The 15111-nt window shown below is 47.4% G+C and carries 14 protein-coding genes; 6 read left to right on the forward strand and 8 right to left on the reverse strand.

Features of this window, described 5'->3' with window-relative positions:
• Positions 1-12: 12 nt before the first annotated feature.
• From sucC to ACT6NU_RS10660, 4 genes are all read left to right on the forward strand, one after another.
• Positions 13-1206: an ADP-forming succinate--CoA ligase subunit beta gene (gene sucC / locus ACT6NU_RS10645; protein ID WP_445381655.1), complete on the forward strand. Its 1194-nt coding sequence runs from the start codon at positions 13-15 to the stop codon at positions 1204-1206.
• A 241-nt stretch (positions 1207-1447) separates the two neighbouring features.
• Positions 1448-1786, forward strand: coding sequence for a hypothetical protein (locus ACT6NU_RS10650; protein WP_445381656.1), 339 nt, complete (start codon positions 1448-1450; stop codon positions 1784-1786).
• 160 nt (positions 1787-1946) lie between these two features.
• Positions 1947-2348, forward strand: a complete 402-nt coding sequence (locus ACT6NU_RS10655) for a TerB family tellurite resistance protein (protein ID WP_445381657.1) — start codon at positions 1947-1949, stop codon at positions 2346-2348.
• Between the two features lie 141 nt (positions 2349-2489).
• On the forward strand, positions 2490-2918 hold the full coding sequence (locus tag ACT6NU_RS10660; RefSeq protein WP_445381658.1) for an Hsp20/alpha crystallin family protein: 429 nt from the start codon (positions 2490-2492) through the stop codon (positions 2916-2918).
• A gap of 92 nt (positions 2919-3010) precedes the next feature.
• Here ACT6NU_RS10660 and uvrB read toward each other — a convergent pair whose 3' ends face one another.
• From uvrB to ACT6NU_RS10680, 4 genes are all read right to left on the reverse strand, one after another.
• A complete protein-coding gene (gene uvrB, locus ACT6NU_RS10665; protein WP_445381659.1) occupies positions 3011-5002 on the reverse strand; it encodes an excinuclease ABC subunit UvrB in 1992 nt (663 codons plus the stop codon).
• A gap of 55 nt (positions 5003-5057) precedes the next feature.
• Entirely contained in the window at positions 5058-6758 is a 1701-nt protein-coding gene (locus ACT6NU_RS10670) for a T9SS type B sorting domain-containing protein (RefSeq protein ID WP_445381660.1), read from the reverse strand.
• 150 nt (positions 6759-6908) lie between these two features.
• Entirely contained in the window at positions 6909-7742 is an 834-nt protein-coding gene (locus tag ACT6NU_RS10675) for an ABC transporter permease (protein ID WP_445381661.1), read from the reverse strand.
• Between the two features lie 11 nt (positions 7743-7753).
• Positions 7754-8665 carry an ABC transporter ATP-binding protein gene (locus ACT6NU_RS10680; RefSeq protein WP_445381662.1) on the reverse strand — a complete coding sequence of 304 codons (912 nt, stop codon included), beginning with the start codon at positions 8663-8665 and terminating at the stop codon, positions 7754-7756.
• A gap of 81 nt (positions 8666-8746) precedes the next feature.
• On the opposite strand from ACT6NU_RS10680, the gene ACT6NU_RS10685 reads away from it, so the two are divergent.
• Complete coding sequence (locus tag ACT6NU_RS10685) at positions 8747-9832, forward strand: hypothetical protein (RefSeq protein ID WP_445381663.1); 1086 nt, start codon at positions 8747-8749, stop codon at positions 9830-9832.
• 12 nt (positions 9833-9844) lie between these two features.
• The gene (locus ACT6NU_RS10690) at positions 9845-10942 is read left to right on the forward strand and encodes an alpha/beta hydrolase family protein (protein WP_445381664.1); all 1098 of its coding nucleotides are present in this window, start codon (positions 9845-9847) and stop codon (positions 10940-10942) included.
• 21 nt (positions 10943-10963) lie between these two features.
• On the opposite strand, the gene ACT6NU_RS10695 is transcribed toward ACT6NU_RS10690, so the two are convergent.
• From ACT6NU_RS10695 to ACT6NU_RS10710, 4 genes are read right to left on the reverse strand one after another with little or no spacing between them, the layout of a single operon-like run.
• A complete protein-coding gene (locus ACT6NU_RS10695; protein WP_445381665.1) occupies positions 10964-12022 on the reverse strand; it encodes a nucleoid-associated protein in 1059 nt (352 codons plus the stop codon).
• A gap of 41 nt (positions 12023-12063) precedes the next feature.
• A complete protein-coding gene (locus tag ACT6NU_RS10700) occupies positions 12064-12558 on the reverse strand; it encodes an IS1096 element passenger TnpR family protein (RefSeq protein WP_445381666.1) in 495 nt (164 codons plus the stop codon).
• A 29-nt stretch (positions 12559-12587) separates the two neighbouring features.
• Positions 12588-13634, reverse strand: coding sequence for a COX15/CtaA family protein (locus tag ACT6NU_RS10705; RefSeq protein ID WP_445381667.1), 1047 nt, complete (start codon positions 13632-13634; stop codon positions 12588-12590).
• A gap of 4 nt (positions 13635-13638) precedes the next feature.
• On the reverse strand, positions 13639-15090 hold the full coding sequence (locus ACT6NU_RS10710; RefSeq protein ID WP_445381668.1) for a CCA tRNA nucleotidyltransferase: 1452 nt from the start codon (positions 15088-15090) through the stop codon (positions 13639-13641).
• Positions 15091-15111 lie beyond the last annotated feature (21 nt).

A 15111-nucleotide genomic window follows, 5' to 3' on the forward strand; every position in this document is an offset into this window, starting at 1 on the left:
AATGAACTACAGATGAATTTACACGAATATCAGGGAAAGGAAATCCTCGCCAGTTTTGGCGTCCGCATACAGCGCGGAATCGTTGCGCATAATGCCAAAGAAGCCGTAGATGTAGCCAAACAGCTTACCCAGGAAACGGGTACCAGCTGGCATGTGATAAAAGCGCAGGTACATGCCGGAGGGCGTGGAAAAGGCGGAGGTGTAAAGGTTGCCAAAAACCTTAAAGAGGTGGAAGAAATTGCAGGCAACATTATTGGGATGAACCTGGTAACACCTCAGACTTCGGCCAAAGGCAAGAAAGTACATCAGGTTTTGGTGGCGGAGGATGTGTATTATCCCGGACCCAGCGAGACCAGTGAATTCTATATGTCAGTTCTGCTAAACCGGTCCAAGGGGCGTACCATGATCATGTACTCCACCGAAGGGGGGATGGATATTGAAGAGGTAGCCGAAAAAACACCCCACCTGATCTTTACGGAGGAAATTGACCCTGCCACGGGCCTGTTGCCTTTCCAGGCAAGGAAAATAGCCTTTAACCTGGGGCTTTCAGGAACCGCATTTAAGGAAATGACCAAATTTGTAAGCGCATTGTATCGGGCCTACGAGCAAAGTGATGCCAACCTCTTTGAGATTAACCCAGTTTTAAAGACTTCCGACGATAAAATTATGGCCGTGGATGCCAAGGTGTCCATAGATGACAATGCTTTATACCGAAGGAAGCAATATGCCGAAATGCGGGATTTAAGGGAGGAAAACCCTATTGAAGTGGAAGCCCGGGCAGTTGGGCTGAATTATGTAGACCTGGACGGCAATGTCGGTTGCATGGTAAACGGCGCCGGTCTGGCCATGGCAACCATGGACCTGATTAAAATGGCCGGGGGTGAACCCGCTAACTTCCTTGATGTTGGCGGAACTGCCGATGCCAAAAGGGTAGAGGAAGCTTTCCGGATCATCCTGAAAGACGACAATGTACAGGCCATCCTGATTAATATCTTCGGGGGCATTGTGCGATGTGACCGCGTAGCCCAGGGCGTTGTGGATGCCTACCGGAATATGGGAGATGCCATTAAGGTGCCCATCATTGTCAGGCTTCAGGGTACCAACGCAGAACTCGCCAAAGAAATTCTGGACAACTCTGGTTTGGCTGTGCATTCGGCCGTACAATTCCAGGAAGCTGCAGACAAGGTAAAGGAGGTTCTTTCCTAGTTTTTTTATATTTTATAAAGCATATGCCGCACCCCCAGGGGTGCGGTTTTTTTTTCTTGAACCCCCAGGACAAATCAGGCAAAAACCTTTAAAAACATGCCATTTTTGGCTAAAAACTACGGGTAAAACCGTTTTTGGCCTAAAAAATTGTTAAAAACTGACTAGATCGTAACATCTCCTACCACGCCGCGTCTATTTAGAAGAACAACAATTATTCATCAATCATTAAACAATCATAATCATGAAAAAAGCAAGTGTATTATTTGCAGCTGCTGCCCTGTTATTCAGCGGAAGCGTTTGGGCCACCAATCCGGCTACAATTAACCCCAAAGTAAAGATTTCCGAAGAAATCCATGAACTCCTTCACAAGAATGACATTCAAATAGGAGACAATGAGGAATTGTACGCCTGGGTTCGCATTACGGTAAACAGTGAGAATGAAATCGTTGTGCTATCTGTAAATACGGAGAATGAAGCAATCGAAAGCCTGGTCAAAAACCGCCTGAATTACCACAAATTGGGAAATAGCAGCCTGGAAGAAGGGAAGACCTACAGGGTAGCTATCCGCTTTACCAGCTAAAACGCTACAGGAGCAAATGAAGACCCGGTATAAACCGGGTTTTTTTATGCTCTGGAAGGTGGTTAGTCGAAAAGAGCGGCTTAAACGGGTAGTTGCCCGAAAAAACATACGAAAGTTTGCGAAACAGAGTTAACATACTAACGCCTTACAAACGGACAGTATGAGCAGCTATAAAGAAAAACTGAGTATTATATCCGAAATGATTTCCTTTGCGCGCGCAGAGCGAGAAATCAAAGATTCGGAATTCAGTTTTTTACAGGGGGTGGCAGAATTATTAGGGGTGCATCAGGAGGATTTTGAAAAACTTTTCAATTCCAAAGTAAAAAAGATAATTCCCAAGTCTCAGCCCGAGCGTATTCTGCAGTTTCACCGCCTGGTTCTTTTAATGAATGTGGACCGTAAACAGGAGATGAACGAGATACGGAAAATCCACGATATTGGCCTTAATATGGGCCTGCCGCCTTCTGCAATTGATCAGGTGTTAGTCCTCATGCACCGCTATCCGGACAAAATTGTACCCCCCGAGGTGCTCTTCAATATTTTTAAAGCACATTACAATTAATTGGAATAGCAGCACTCAATTGCTGTCAAAATGACACCTAAATTATCCGTATAACCGCCAAAACGGCAGTATTTTCACTGCGGTATACCCTTTGCTCTATAAGAGGTGAATTTGAAGTCTAACCTCTTAAAGCATATACAAATGACAATAGTAAGAAGAAAACCTGCAGTACTTTCTGATATGTGGAATGATTGGCTAACCCCAGACTGGTTTGGCGGAACCAATCAAACGCACAACCTTCCCGCAGTTAATATCCGGGAAGCAGAAAAAGAATTTTACCTGGAATTTGCAATCCCGGGGAAGAAAAAAGAAGATTTTAACGTGGAAATCGATGACAACCTGCTCACTATTTCCATGGAAAATAAGGAAGAACAGGAAGAAACGGATAGTGGATATACCCGCAGAGAATTCAATTACAGTGCCTTTAAAAGGGCATTTACGCTACCCGAAACGGTAGATGCCGATAAAATTGAGGCCAAATATGAAAACGGGATCCTTATGTTCAGTCTTCCCAAGAAGAAAGAAGCCCTGCCAAAGCCGAAAAGGCTGGTTGAGATAGCAGGCAAATAAGATTATGGCTGGCCCACCTAACGGGCCTCATAATGGTTGGTTTGTTTAGTTGGTTAGTTAGGGAAAGCGCTCCTTTGCGGGGGCGCTTTTTTTTATGTGGACTCCTGCTGCAGCACCTTTATTTCGTCCCTAAGCCTGGCGGCCATCATAAAGTCTAATTCCTTGGCCGCCTTTTCCATGGCTTTTCGTTTCTGTCTTATCAGGTCTTCCTTCTGGGCACCGGTCAGGTATTTCAGGTCAGGTTCCCGGGATTCCTGGGCTTTCTTCTCAAAATGAAACGTGGATACTGAATTTTTACTCAGAACATTGTCCAGGCTTTTGTTGAGGGCCTTTGGGGTAACGTTGTTTTTTTTGTTATAGGCCAGTTGTTTCTCGCGCCGGTAATTGGTTTCGTCAATGGTTCGCTGCATACTGTCCGTAATGTTATCCGCATACATAATGGCCTTCCCGTTCAGGTGCCTCGCTGCCCGGCCTACCGTCTGGGTGAGGGAGCGGTTACTTCTCAGAAAGCCTTCCTTGTCCGCATCGATTATGGCAACCAGGGACACCTCGGGCAGGTCCAGGCCTTCGCGAAGAAGGTTGACCCCAACCAATACATCGAAGATTCCCTTGCGGAGATCCTGCATAATTTCAACCCGCTCCAGGGTGTCCACATCCGAATGTATATACCTGCAGCGAATGTCAATACGGGTCAGGTACTTCGTTAATTCCTCGGCCATGCGCTTGGTCAGGGTGGTCACCAGGGTGCGTTCGTCCAGTTGTACCCGGGTTTGTATCTCTTCCACCAGGTCATCTATCTGATTCTTGCTGGGCCTTACTTCAATCACAGGATCCAGTAAACCAGTGGGGCGGATTACTTGTTCCACATAAATTCCCTGGCTTTTTTGCATCTCGTAATCTGCTGGGGTGGCACTAACATAAATAACCTGATTTTGCAGGGCCTCGAACTCTTCAAATTTAAGGGGCCGGTTATCCATGGCAGCAGGTAGCCGGAAGCCGTAATCTACCAGGTTCTCTTTTCGGGAGCGGTCTCCCCCATACATGGCGTGGACCTGCGGGATGGTTACATGGCTTTCATCGACTACCATCAGGTAGTCATCCGGAAAATAATCGAGAAGGCAGAAAGGACGGGTCCCCGGTTCCCGTCCATCCAGGTACCGCGAATAATTTTCGATGCCCGAACAATAGCCAAGTTCCCGGATCATTTCCAGGTCAAAATTGGTGCGTTCTTCCAGTCGTTTCGCTTCCAGGGGTTTCCCGATTTCCCTGAAATAGTCAATTTGCGCCACCAGGTCATCCTGAATCTGATGGATGGCATTCTGCAATACATCCGGGGAAGTCACAAACATATTCGCCGGATAGATATTCAGGTTTTCATAGGTTTCCAGAACCGTGTTGTTAAAAGGGTCGAAGGCTTCTATCTCTTCTATTTCATCGCCGAAGAAATGGATCCTGAAAGCGTGGTCGGCATAGCTGGGGAAGATATCCACCACATCGCCCCTGACCCTGAAATTCCCATTCCTGAAATCTGCTGTGGTCCTGGAATACAGGCTCTGAACCAGCATATGCATCAGCTTTGTTCGCGCCAGGACCTGATCCTGATGCAAATGGATCACATTTTTTTGAAATTCTATAGGATTCCCGATCCCGTATAGGCAGGATACGGAGGCCACCACCAGTACATCTCGCCTCCCTGAAAGGAGAGAGGAGGTAGCACTCAGCCTTAATTTTTCAATGTCTTCGTTTATGGACAGGTCTTTTTCAATATAAAGCCCTGAAGTAGGGATATAGGCCTCTGGTTGATAATAGTCGTAATACGAAACGAAATACTCCACGGCGTTCTCCGGAAAAAACATTTTAAATTCCGAATACAATTGGGCTGCAAGCGTTTTGTTGTGTGCCAGCACCAGGGTAGGTCGCTGTACTTCGGAAATCACATTGGCCACTGTGAAGGTCTTTCCCGAGCCAGTGACCCCCAACAGGGTCTGATACTTATCCCCTTCCACTATCCCGCTGGATAACTGGGATATGGCCTGGGGTTGATCCCCGGTAGGTTTGAATTCAGATACTACCTTAAATTTCATGTTTCAAAAATACAAAACTGTATGTCCGGGTGGTAGCCCTGGTCCCGTAAAATATTCAGCGTTTCAGGCTGAAATGCCCGCGTACTTCTGAATTGGAATTGTTTATGGCCCGAAACCAGTAATCGCTGGCGGGCAGGGGCCTCCCGTTCAGGGTGCCATCCCATCCTGGCGAAGAAGGGTCCAGCTGCGCCAGCAGGTTTCCAAAGCGGTCAAAGATGTAAATGGAGCGGATGGGGTTAATCCCGGATTCGGGCAGGATAAACTGCCAGAGATCATTGACCCCATCCCCATTGGGGGTGAAGAATTTTGGAAAGCCCTCGAGGGTGAGGTCGGGTTGTACAAGGGTTTCTGCGGTACCGCAGCCATTTTTGTCCCGTACATAAACCCGATATGTATCTACGGGTAAATTGCCAAATCGATTGCTGTCCTGATAGGGCCCGGTTATATCGTTTAACGCGAATTCATAGTCCCCGCCGCCGCTTACATCCACAGATATGGTGATGACCCCAATTCCCAGGGAGACGTCAGTACCCTCAATTGTTGGAGCCTCCGAAGTTACCACTGAAAACACCTGTGAATTGGAGCACTCCAGGCTTCCCGATGCCCCGCTGACTGTATTGTATACTTCATAACGGTATTCCCCCTGACCTGGAATTAGGAAATCCGGAGTTTCAGCCAGTAGGCGTTCCTGAGTAGGGCTATCTACTGCATACCAGCGATATCCGTCTGCAGCATCGGTCGCAGAAACAACAAAGGAGTCGTTTTCACAGATACCTATTGTATCCGGAAAGCTGACCTCAGGACTGAAATCGACCAGGTTGCCTCCCGGATCAAAATACGGGCCGCAACCCAGGGTAGTCGCAAAGGATTGTTGCGGGCAATTCTGGGCTTCTCCGGCAACATTGAAAGGGACAATACGTATATAATAAACCGTATTGGGTTCCAATTGAAAAATGTTGGTCGAATTAGTGGTAAAGACGCCCCCTTCCAGGATATTATTTTCAAAGGGGGAGGTTCCTATAAAGACCCGGTAACCTTCGGCCCCTGCAACACTAGCCCACTGAAGCCCGGTTGACAATGGGTTGTTGAGGGAGTTGTCAGCAGGGTTTAACAGGGCGGAGCAAGCCGGTAGGGTAGCCAGTGGTCCGGTGGTGAATACCGATTCCGTACAGCCAACTGCAGATCCAACGGAGTTCCTGGGGATAATTCGTACGTAGATATCTGTCTCCGGAGGTAAATCAGCAGGGGGATTGTATTCCAGGGCGTTACTGATCACAACATTATTGGCAATATCCGATCCTCCTGGGCTGGTACCAATGGTTAGGACATATTCCTCTGCCGTGGGACTGTAATCCCAACGAATACCAGAAGAAACTGGCACATTGGTTGCCCCAGCTGCCGGGCTGGCCAGTTCGGTACATAGCGGAGCGGAGGTTATCGGGGCCGTGGTAAAGGAGAAAGACGGACAGATTATGTTGGGCCGGTTCAGCAGGAACAGGGATATGGTTACATAAACCTCTGTGTTTCCGGGTAATCCAAAGGGCGGATTGAAGCTAGTGGCACTACCCACGGATGTGGTATTGGCAATATCCGTCGCCCCGGGACTGCTGCCGATACCAATGAGGTAACCGGTAACACCCACCACATCCTCCCAGCTGATGGTGACATCGACGGGTACTCCAGTGCTCCCTGGTAAGGGGAACGTGGGTTCCGGGCATTCCTGCGCAAAGCCGGACAGGCCGGATGCGAGGCTCATAAATAGCAGCAATTTTTTTAACATTTCATATTTCCCGCGCCTTGTAAAATACGAAATTCTGCTCTATTGATGCGTTTCACCCGATAAGAGTAATAGCATTCAGGATCAATGGTTAAGCCTTTCTGCAAAGGCGGGTTTTAAGGGAGAGCCCTACAGGTCCCTTTTTTTCAGCAAGGCATAAGACCAGTATACAAAAAGGGCAGTCCAGAACAGGGTGATCAGGAATTCATACCAGTGTACCTGGTAGTTCAGCTCCAGGGTTTCCCCTACCTGTTTGGCGACCGATTGAACGGCATTCAGACGGGTTACGGGTTCTTTTATCAGATTGGCCATGGATTCGAGGGGGAAGAAATCCTTGATGATGTTTGCCGTGTCCCAGCTGGTAAATTTCCACCCCAGGATCCCGAAAATAATTTGTTCCAGAATGGCCCAGATAATCAGAAAACCCAGTGCAAAAGCAGATCGTTTGACCAAAATACCCAGGAAGAGGCAAAAGCTGAAAAACGCTACCAGTTTAACGAAGAATGCCAGCAGGAATTCCAAATCGGAAAGAATAATGGATAACTCTGTATAGTCCGAGTAAATAAGGCCAAGGATCATGGAAACCACAAAGACAAAAACGGTTGAGATGCCTGCAAAACTGAGTACGGTCAGGAATTTTGAGGCGATGAATTCTTTTTTGGAAAGCCCGTCTATCAGATTTTGCTTGATGGTTTTGTTACTGTACTCATTGGACATCATGGAGACAATCACAATTGCCAGGAATAATTTAAAAATGGCTGTCACAAACGTATTGAAGTGCCAGATGTAGGGAAAATTGAAAATTCCCTGGTCGGCCAGGTGGAATTCTATGGGCCCAATGTCGAATTTTATTGCCGCTATCAAGGCGATAGAGGTCAGCAAAATAAAATAGGACAGGATCAGGAATTTGCTGGAACGATTATTCCAGAGTTTAATGAATTCTATTTGAAGCAAGCGTTTCATGCAGTTGTGGATTAACGCTGTTGGGCGTCGTGGTTATTGGTTATGGTTAAGAATTGCTTTTCCAGGCTTTCCTTGCGTTTAACCAGGTGGGAGAGCACTATCTTATTTTTAAAGCAGGTATCGTTTAGATGAGCGGCTTCCATGGGCTCTGCGAGATAGGCGATAATCAGATCATCTTCATTTTTGATATTGACAAAATCATCACTGTTTTTAAGGAATTCAAGGAGTCTGTCCGGGGTTTCGCTTTTAAGTTCAAAATATCCATGGCTCGCCATCATGCCATCCACAGAACCAGAGTAAAGATTGACACCCTTACGGAGGATGACCACGTGTGAACACACCTTTTCCACCTCGTCCAGCAAATGTGAGGCCAGCAGGATAGTAGTACCCTGGGCGGCAATTTGTTTGATCAGTTCCCGGATTTGATGGATGCCCTGAGGGTCCAGCCCGTTGGTGGGTTCGTCAAGGATCAGGATCTCCGGATCATTCAGCAGGGCAGAAGCTATGGCCAGCCGCTGTTTCATCCCAAGGGAATAGGTCTTGAATTTACTGTCTTTGCGCTCCCAGAGGCCCACCAGTTCCAATTTTTCCTGAATGCGGGATTCGGGTACTTCCTTGATCTTACAGACCAGCCTGAGGTTTTGCACCGCAGACATATAGGGGTAGAAGTTGGGCCTTTCTATGATGGCCCCTACTTTTTTAAGCGCCTGATGGGTTGAGGTATTTCCCCCAAACCAGCTAAAGCTGCCGGAGGTCCGGTTTACAACATTCAGGACTATCCCCAGCGTAGTGGATTTCCCACTGCCGTTCGGACCTAAAATCCCGTATACGTTGCCTTTTTCAATTGTGAAGGAAAGGTCCTTGACAGCGGTCAGATGACCAAATTTTTTGGTGAGGTTGGTTACAGTTAAAATGGTTTTCAAAGAGTATCTATTTAGTGGTGACTCTAGTTAGTTGACGAAGAAATCCGTAATTTGTTACAAACAAATAATAAATCTTCCCATATGGCCCAAGAGCGCCTGATGTCCAAAAAAAAACCCGCTTTCCCCGTGTGTAAGGCCCTGGATGCCTATCTGGATCAGTATAACCGCAAAATCGAGATCCCGATCTTTTATGATGACCTCTTGCGTTTTGCTGGCTCTGTGGTGGTTTACGACAATGAGGGGGAAGACACCCTCTGGGTTCGGGTATATTATTCCGACTCCGACCGGCTGGAAATTGACCTTAGCCTGAAACGGGTTTATTCCATCCTGCATTCAGATGGGAGCGACCGCATCTTTCAGTACCTCAATGTGGATGCCGTGGATTATTGCACTTTTGGCAATTCAAAACCTTTCCGCATCAGGGTTCGGAACATCCTCAATGACAATTTTACGTATTTCTATGTAAAGAAAACGGATGCTTCCCGAATCTACGGGCTGGAGCTGGAGCATATGCTTTCCCCGTACAACCTGAATTTCCTGGTATTCCAGGATACATTGATTGAAGAACATATTGCGGGTATTCCCGGGGATGTTTTTATAAAGGATATGCTACCCGATTGCACAGAATCTGAAAAAGCGCAGCTGGCCAAGGAGTTTGTTAAATTCAATGAGCGCTGTATGATCCGTTTACTCGGGGATATGCGCTCTTACAATTACGTGATTGTACCCGTCCACGATTTTGACCATGTGGTATACAGGATCCGTGCGATTGATTTTGACCAGCAGAGTTACGAAGGGAAATTAAAGGTGTACCTACCCCAATTTTTTAAGGAAAACAATACGATGGTGAATCTGGTCGGCAACAAGCTGCTGAACGATTCCGTGGAGCAATACAAGGTGGAAGAGCGGTCTATTGTGGCCAAACGGATCATCAGTTCCGGGAATCGCATCCGCAGGCTTATCCAGATTGCAGTAGGGGATAAGATCTCCGTTCCGGAAAATGTAGACCGGCTGCGGACGGAAATTCACGACCTCACCCTGGACGTGAATTTTAAAAAATGTGAGACCATGGGGGAGATCCTGGCGGAAGCCCTGGACTTTGTCAAGCGGAACTACGAAGACGTAAGCATGAAGCAGATCATTGAAAAGCGGATCAAAATTCAATAATAAAATCGGATTGTGAGAGGGTTGGTTACCATAAGCCTGCTGGTTAGTCTCTGCTGTTGCCTTCAGGTAAACGCACAGGAAGAGAATCTCGCCTTATTGCCAGCAACGGGGGAAAACCTTGTGGGCACGGCCAATTTTGAGTGGGAGGACCCGGTAAGGAAACTCATGCAGGATTCTATTGCTGGCGGACCAAGAGTTATCTCGGTCCGGATATGGTATCCCTGTAAGCACGAAACCAGCTCCCTGAAAACAACTTACGCGCCTGCTGACTCACGTTATGCCAGGGTTGAGACCAATAGTTTCGAAGGGGCTTTACCCATTTCTGAAGATGCTGCCCACCCATTGGTCCTGATTGCACCAGGCAGGGGTACAGCTGGATATCTCTATTCAACAATTGCTGAAGATCTCGCCAGCCATGGTTATATTGTTGCCGTGGTGAATATGCCCCAGATCGGAAATGTAGATTACGCAGACGGTAGTCGGATTGAACCCTCGCAGCAATTTCAGACGCCTCCCGGCATGATGGGCGGGCCTTATGAAAAAGTAGATGCTTTTTTTGAAACTCCTACCCGGATGGGTGTCCTGGACCTGCACCTGGCAGTGGAAAATATCAGTAGACTGAATTCAGAAAATCCTGCCGGGCGGTTCTTTGGGAAAATAGGGATGAGCCAGATAGGCCTATTCGGACATTCGCTAGGGGGCCGGATAGCAGGGCAATTTGCATTTGAAGAACCCAGGGTAGCTGCTTATATTTCTATGGAAGGGATTCCGCCAAGGGACATTCGCTATGAGGGGAAGTTGGAAATTCCTGTTGCCATGCTGTGTAGCAGCGGTACATGGCCCTATGCCAGGGAAAATTATTTCAGTCTAATAGACAACCGCAGCCGTACGGTCTTTATGCTGGAATTAGAAGGGTTTGGACATAACTCTTTAACGGATGGCCCCTATTTGAGCCCTTCAGCCTATAATTATACAATCCCTCCCGATATGGGAATTAAAGTGGGAAGGGAGCTCCTCCGAAGGTATTTCAATACTTATTTGCGCTCAGGCGAAGCCTTTGGAAGCCAGCTGCCGGCAAACGGGCCTGTAAAATTTCAGGTTCACGAGTAAACAAATAACTAACGAGGATACTTAACTTTTCTGCTCCCGGTTAAAGTATACCAGGTAGTAATACATCTGCCGTTCCTCATCCCATCCTTTTTCTACAAATTTTTCAGCAGACTCCGGGTTGATAAAATCCATTTTGATCTGAATATTGGTGTCCAGCTGTATGACGTTTTTAATTTTCTTTCGGGAATCGCTAACGGCTTTATTCGCTATTTGAAAATTGGAGACGTCTTCAATACTGTATTTGGGGCCACGCTCGGTCTTGTAGTGCTTGAACTCCGGGATCAGTTCCGGGTTTTCCATCACTTCATTGAGGAACTGGCTCTCTTCAAAGGTGTCATTTTTGGCAAAGTGGTTTACCGCCCGGTTCATAAAAAGGACCTCCTGCTGCTTGTCTTCAGCCGGGAAAACAACGTCCTTGGCAAAATTCTGGCAGAACTTCAGGTAATTCTTGGTATAAAAGGTTTCGTCAGTAAGTGGCGCCAGCCCCAGAAATTCCTGCAGCCAGTATTTGGCATCGTAGCGATTGCTGTCTGAAGAAAGAACTTTATACCCATTTTCCTTATCCCGGTTGAATATCAGGCAGCCCTTGTCCAGGCGATGCAGGTTTACCCCCTGCTGAATGAGCATGTCCAGGTCAGCCCCTTTTTCCTGAAATTGTAAAAAATCCTGTTTTAACTCACTTTTGAAGATCCCGAGGGCATCCGTCTTCTCATTATCCAGCAAAACGTCCGTAAAATAAGCTACATAGCATTCTCCGCTTTTGATATGCGGGTGGTTGGATTGCGAAAACAGGTGGGTGGCGATATCCTTGGAAACCTGGTGCAGGCTGGACGGTTGCTCAAAAACGCGGCTGGCTGCCTCAAATATGGAATGGAATTCCAGCCCGGCATCGTGTTGAAACCGATAATAATTTTCCTCTTTCTCCCTAAAAGGCTTAAAGAAAAATTCCTTAAGCAGCCCGCTGATCTCATCGTTGAGGCGATAAGGGTTCTCAGATAAAAAGAGGGGTTCTGCCCGATGTTTGTTTCCGACCCGATGCAGGGAAACGGCTTCTAACTGTGTGGCGTAGAGGTTAAGCATATAAAATTGTGTTTAAATTGGGATATTTCAGCTACTGCGGATTAATTCCAGTTTTCGTCAAAGTCCAGATCGTCATAGCTGCCAAAAGGCTCATCGAGTTCAGGACCTTCATCGGCCTCAAACCTTTTTTCCGGGGGAGATTCAGGTACCTCCCCGAAACTAAAGAGGAGATTTGGATAGCTTCTGCCGTCTTCCTTAGGCGTGATATCTGCCAGCTCAACAAAGAAGGTCCACATATTGAGAAAGTCGTATACGTAAAGCAATTTGGGGGAATCCTCATCCATCACATCCGAAAGGGTGATCGCCCGCATCAGATGTCCGTCCTGATCTCCTTCGGAAAGGTCGAACAGCGGTATCTCTTCGTCCTGAACCCAATTTTCATCACAGGTATAAAACGAAGCCATCTCCTCTCCCAAAAATCCAAAGCTCTGTGTAATTGCATTGTGCAATTCCTCCAGATTGCTTCCGGCTTCCAGTTCGAGGTCCCGAAAAATATCCTCCTCTGCATCCAGTATGACCCTGATTTTATAAATCATCAACTGTTCATTTTTAAATTCCGGCAAAGTTACAAAGAAATGCGCGTTCTGGCGGCCTGAATCATTTCCAGCAGCAGCTTCCATTGCAGGCCGAACAGCAATGCGGCCATGACCAGGTGGATCGGCTGGCTTCCCCAGGGAAAATCCAGGTAATTCATTGCTACCCCGGTAAAAATGATCATAAACAGTATCCCCAGCAGCGGGTAGATCTTTGGATAACCCAGGTTGCGGGAATAAATCCGGTAAGCCACCCAGAGGTGCAATACCAGGACAATGATAGAGAAAGAGCGGTGAATATAAAAGATCAATTCAGGTTCCAGCAGCCATAACTGCTTGTTTTCAGCTCCCAACAACTCACTTTGCTCATCCACAAATTGCCGGACCTGGGTTCCCATCAGGATCTGGGCAAGACTCAGAATACCAGTGAGGATCCAAAGTCGCAGGGTTTGGGTATTGTTCCGCCTTAACGGATCCTGGGGCTTTAACTGGTGGACGATATAGATAAGAATTGCAACGATTACAAGGGCCATAAACATGTGCAGTGTGATTTTCACAGGCTCCAGTACCGAGTAAACCACCGTTGCCCCCAGCCAGCCCTGAAAACCAATCGCGACCAGTGCGATAAGGGAAGAGACAAAGCGGCCCGACTTTTCTTTCCACCAGAAAAGGGAGGAGATAAGCATCAACAGTATACTCAGCCCGGCCAGGGCCCCCAGTAGCCGGTTGATATATTCAATCCAGGTATGGGCTGCATTAAATTCTGCATAATCGTGTTTGGCGTAGGGTTCCCAATTCTTTGGATTGTACTGTGAACCACTGATAAATTCCTCTTTAGACAGCAAAAGTTTTTCATCAACAATAATGACGGCGCCTTTGGGATATTCCTTTTCCGGTGTCCAAAGCAATTCCGCTTTCTCGGTAGGCGGAATCAGGTATCCAAAACATTTGGGCCAGTCCGGGCAACCCATCCCGCTTCCGGTCATGCGTACAACAGCCCCGGCGAGGATTACCAGATAGACCAGTATCAGCGAAGTTCGGGCCAGTGCCGGGAATGCCATTTTTATTCGGGTTCTCATTGTTTTACTTTTTATCTTTTGAAGTCTCCGCTGCAGGGGTGAGCCCAATTTCCATTCCTTTTTTCAGCATAAATTTTAATGCAGACTCTCGCTCATTTGGGATCTCTCCATCCAGGATAGCTTCTTTGATGGCGTCTTTGATTATTCCAATCTCCCGGGAGGGTTTCAGTTTAAAAGCCTCCATTATTTCCTCCCCGCTAACGGGGGGTTGAAAATTGCGGATGTGGTCGCGCTGCTCTACTTCCTTTATTTTTTCCCGGACCAGCTTAAAATTCCGAAGGTACTTTTTCTGTTTTTTTGGATTTTTGGTGGTAATATCGGCTTCGCACAAGGTCATCAGGTCCTCAATGGCCTCCCCAGCATCAAAAATAAGCCGGCGCACCGCCGAGTCGGTAACATAGTCATTGGCAAGTACAATTGGGCGGGAACTCATCATAACCAGCTTCTGCACATACTTCATCTTTTCATTTAAAGGCAGTTTCAGGCGTTTAAAGAGCTTATACACCATCTTGGAACCTACGTATTCATGTCCGTGAAAGGTCCATCCGGCCTTTTTGTCAAATCGCTTGGTTGGAGCTTTGCCGATGTCGTGCAAGAGGGCCGCCCAGCGCAACCACAGGTCATCGGTAGCTCTGGAGATATTGTCTACCACTTCCAGGGTGTGCCAGAAATTATCCTTGTGCCGCTGTCCTTCAATTTCCTCTATTCCTTGCAGGGCTATCAGTTCGGGGATAATCAGCTTTAAAAGTCCTGTGCGGTGCAATAATTCCAGGCCTACGGAGGGCTGGTCTGTAAGCAGGATTTTATGCAGCTCCTCCGTAATCCTTTCGTTGGATACAATCTTTAACCGGTTGCGCTGCGCGCTAATGGCTTCGAGGGAGGCCTCTTCTATTTCAAACTGCAACTGCGCGGCAAAACGGATAGCCCGTATCATGCGCAGAGGATCGTCTGAATAGGTTTTACTGGGTTCCAGAGGGGTTCGGATGCATTTCCTTTCCAAATCTGCGAGCCCCCCGAAAGGGTCGGATAATTTCCCGAAGGAATCCTCTTGAAGCGAAAGGGCGAGGGCATTTATAGTAAAGTCCCGCCGATTCTGATCATCCTCAAGGCTACCGTCCTCCACCACTGGTTTACGACTGTCCCGATTATAACTCTCTTTACGGGCGCCTACAAACTCCAGCTGCAGGTCTCCCTGTTTGAGCATGGCCGTTCCGAAGTTCCTGAAGACGGTAACCTTGGGTTTCCCGGGAAGTTTTGCCGCCACAGCCTTGGCCAGCCCTATACCACTGCCCAGGACAACGATGTCAATATCTTTTTTTTGCCCCCTGTTCAAAAAGAAATCCCTGACATATCCCCCAATTACATAGGCCTCCATAGCTCCTTCACTGGCGGCCTGCCCAATCAATTTAAAAACCGGGTTTTCAAGTGCTTCGGTATAGAATTTTTCAGACGGCATACTAAAGAATTCAGGGCTACC

The sequence above is a fragment of the Robiginitalea rubriflava genome (assembly GCF_052540725.1).

Bases quoted from the DNA above. Each gene is read 5' to 3' on its own strand.
- sucC (WP_445381655.1), top strand. From the start codon at position 13: ATGAATTTACACGAATATCAGGGAAAGGAAATCCTCGCCAGTTTTGGC.
- ACT6NU_RS10650 (WP_445381656.1), top strand. From the start codon at position 1,448: ATGAAAAAAGCAAGTGTATTATTTGCAGCTGCTGCCCTGTTATTCAGC.
- ACT6NU_RS10655 (WP_445381657.1), top strand. From the start codon at position 1,947: ATGAGCAGCTATAAAGAAAAACTGAGTATTATATCCGAAATGATTTCC.
- ACT6NU_RS10660 (WP_445381658.1), top strand. From the start codon at position 2,490: ATGACAATAGTAAGAAGAAAACCTGCAGTACTTTCTGATATGTGGAAT.
- uvrB (WP_445381659.1), bottom strand. From the start codon at position 5,002: ATGAAATTTAAGGTAGTATCTGAATTCAAACCTACCGGGGATCAACCC.
- ACT6NU_RS10670 (WP_445381660.1), bottom strand. From the start codon at position 6,758: ATGAGCCTCGCATCCGGCCTGTCCGGCTTTGCGCAGGAATGCCCGGAA.
- ACT6NU_RS10675 (WP_445381661.1), bottom strand. From the start codon at position 7,742: ATGAAACGCTTGCTTCAAATAGAATTCATTAAACTCTGGAATAATCGT.
- ACT6NU_RS10685 (WP_445381663.1), top strand. From the start codon at position 8,747: ATGGCCCAAGAGCGCCTGATGTCCAAAAAAAAACCCGCTTTCCCCGTG.
- ACT6NU_RS10695 (WP_445381665.1), bottom strand. From the start codon at position 12,022: ATGCTTAACCTCTACGCCACACAGTTAGAAGCCGTTTCCCTGCATCGG.
- ACT6NU_RS10700 (WP_445381666.1), bottom strand. From the start codon at position 12,558: ATGATTTATAAAATCAGGGTCATACTGGATGCAGAGGAGGATATTTTT.
- ACT6NU_RS10705 (WP_445381667.1), bottom strand. From the start codon at position 13,634: ATGAGAACCCGAATAAAAATGGCATTCCCGGCACTGGCCCGAACTTCG.
- ACT6NU_RS10710 (WP_445381668.1), bottom strand. From the start codon at position 15,090: ATGCCGTCTGAAAAATTCTATACCGAAGCACTTGAAAACCCGGTTTTT.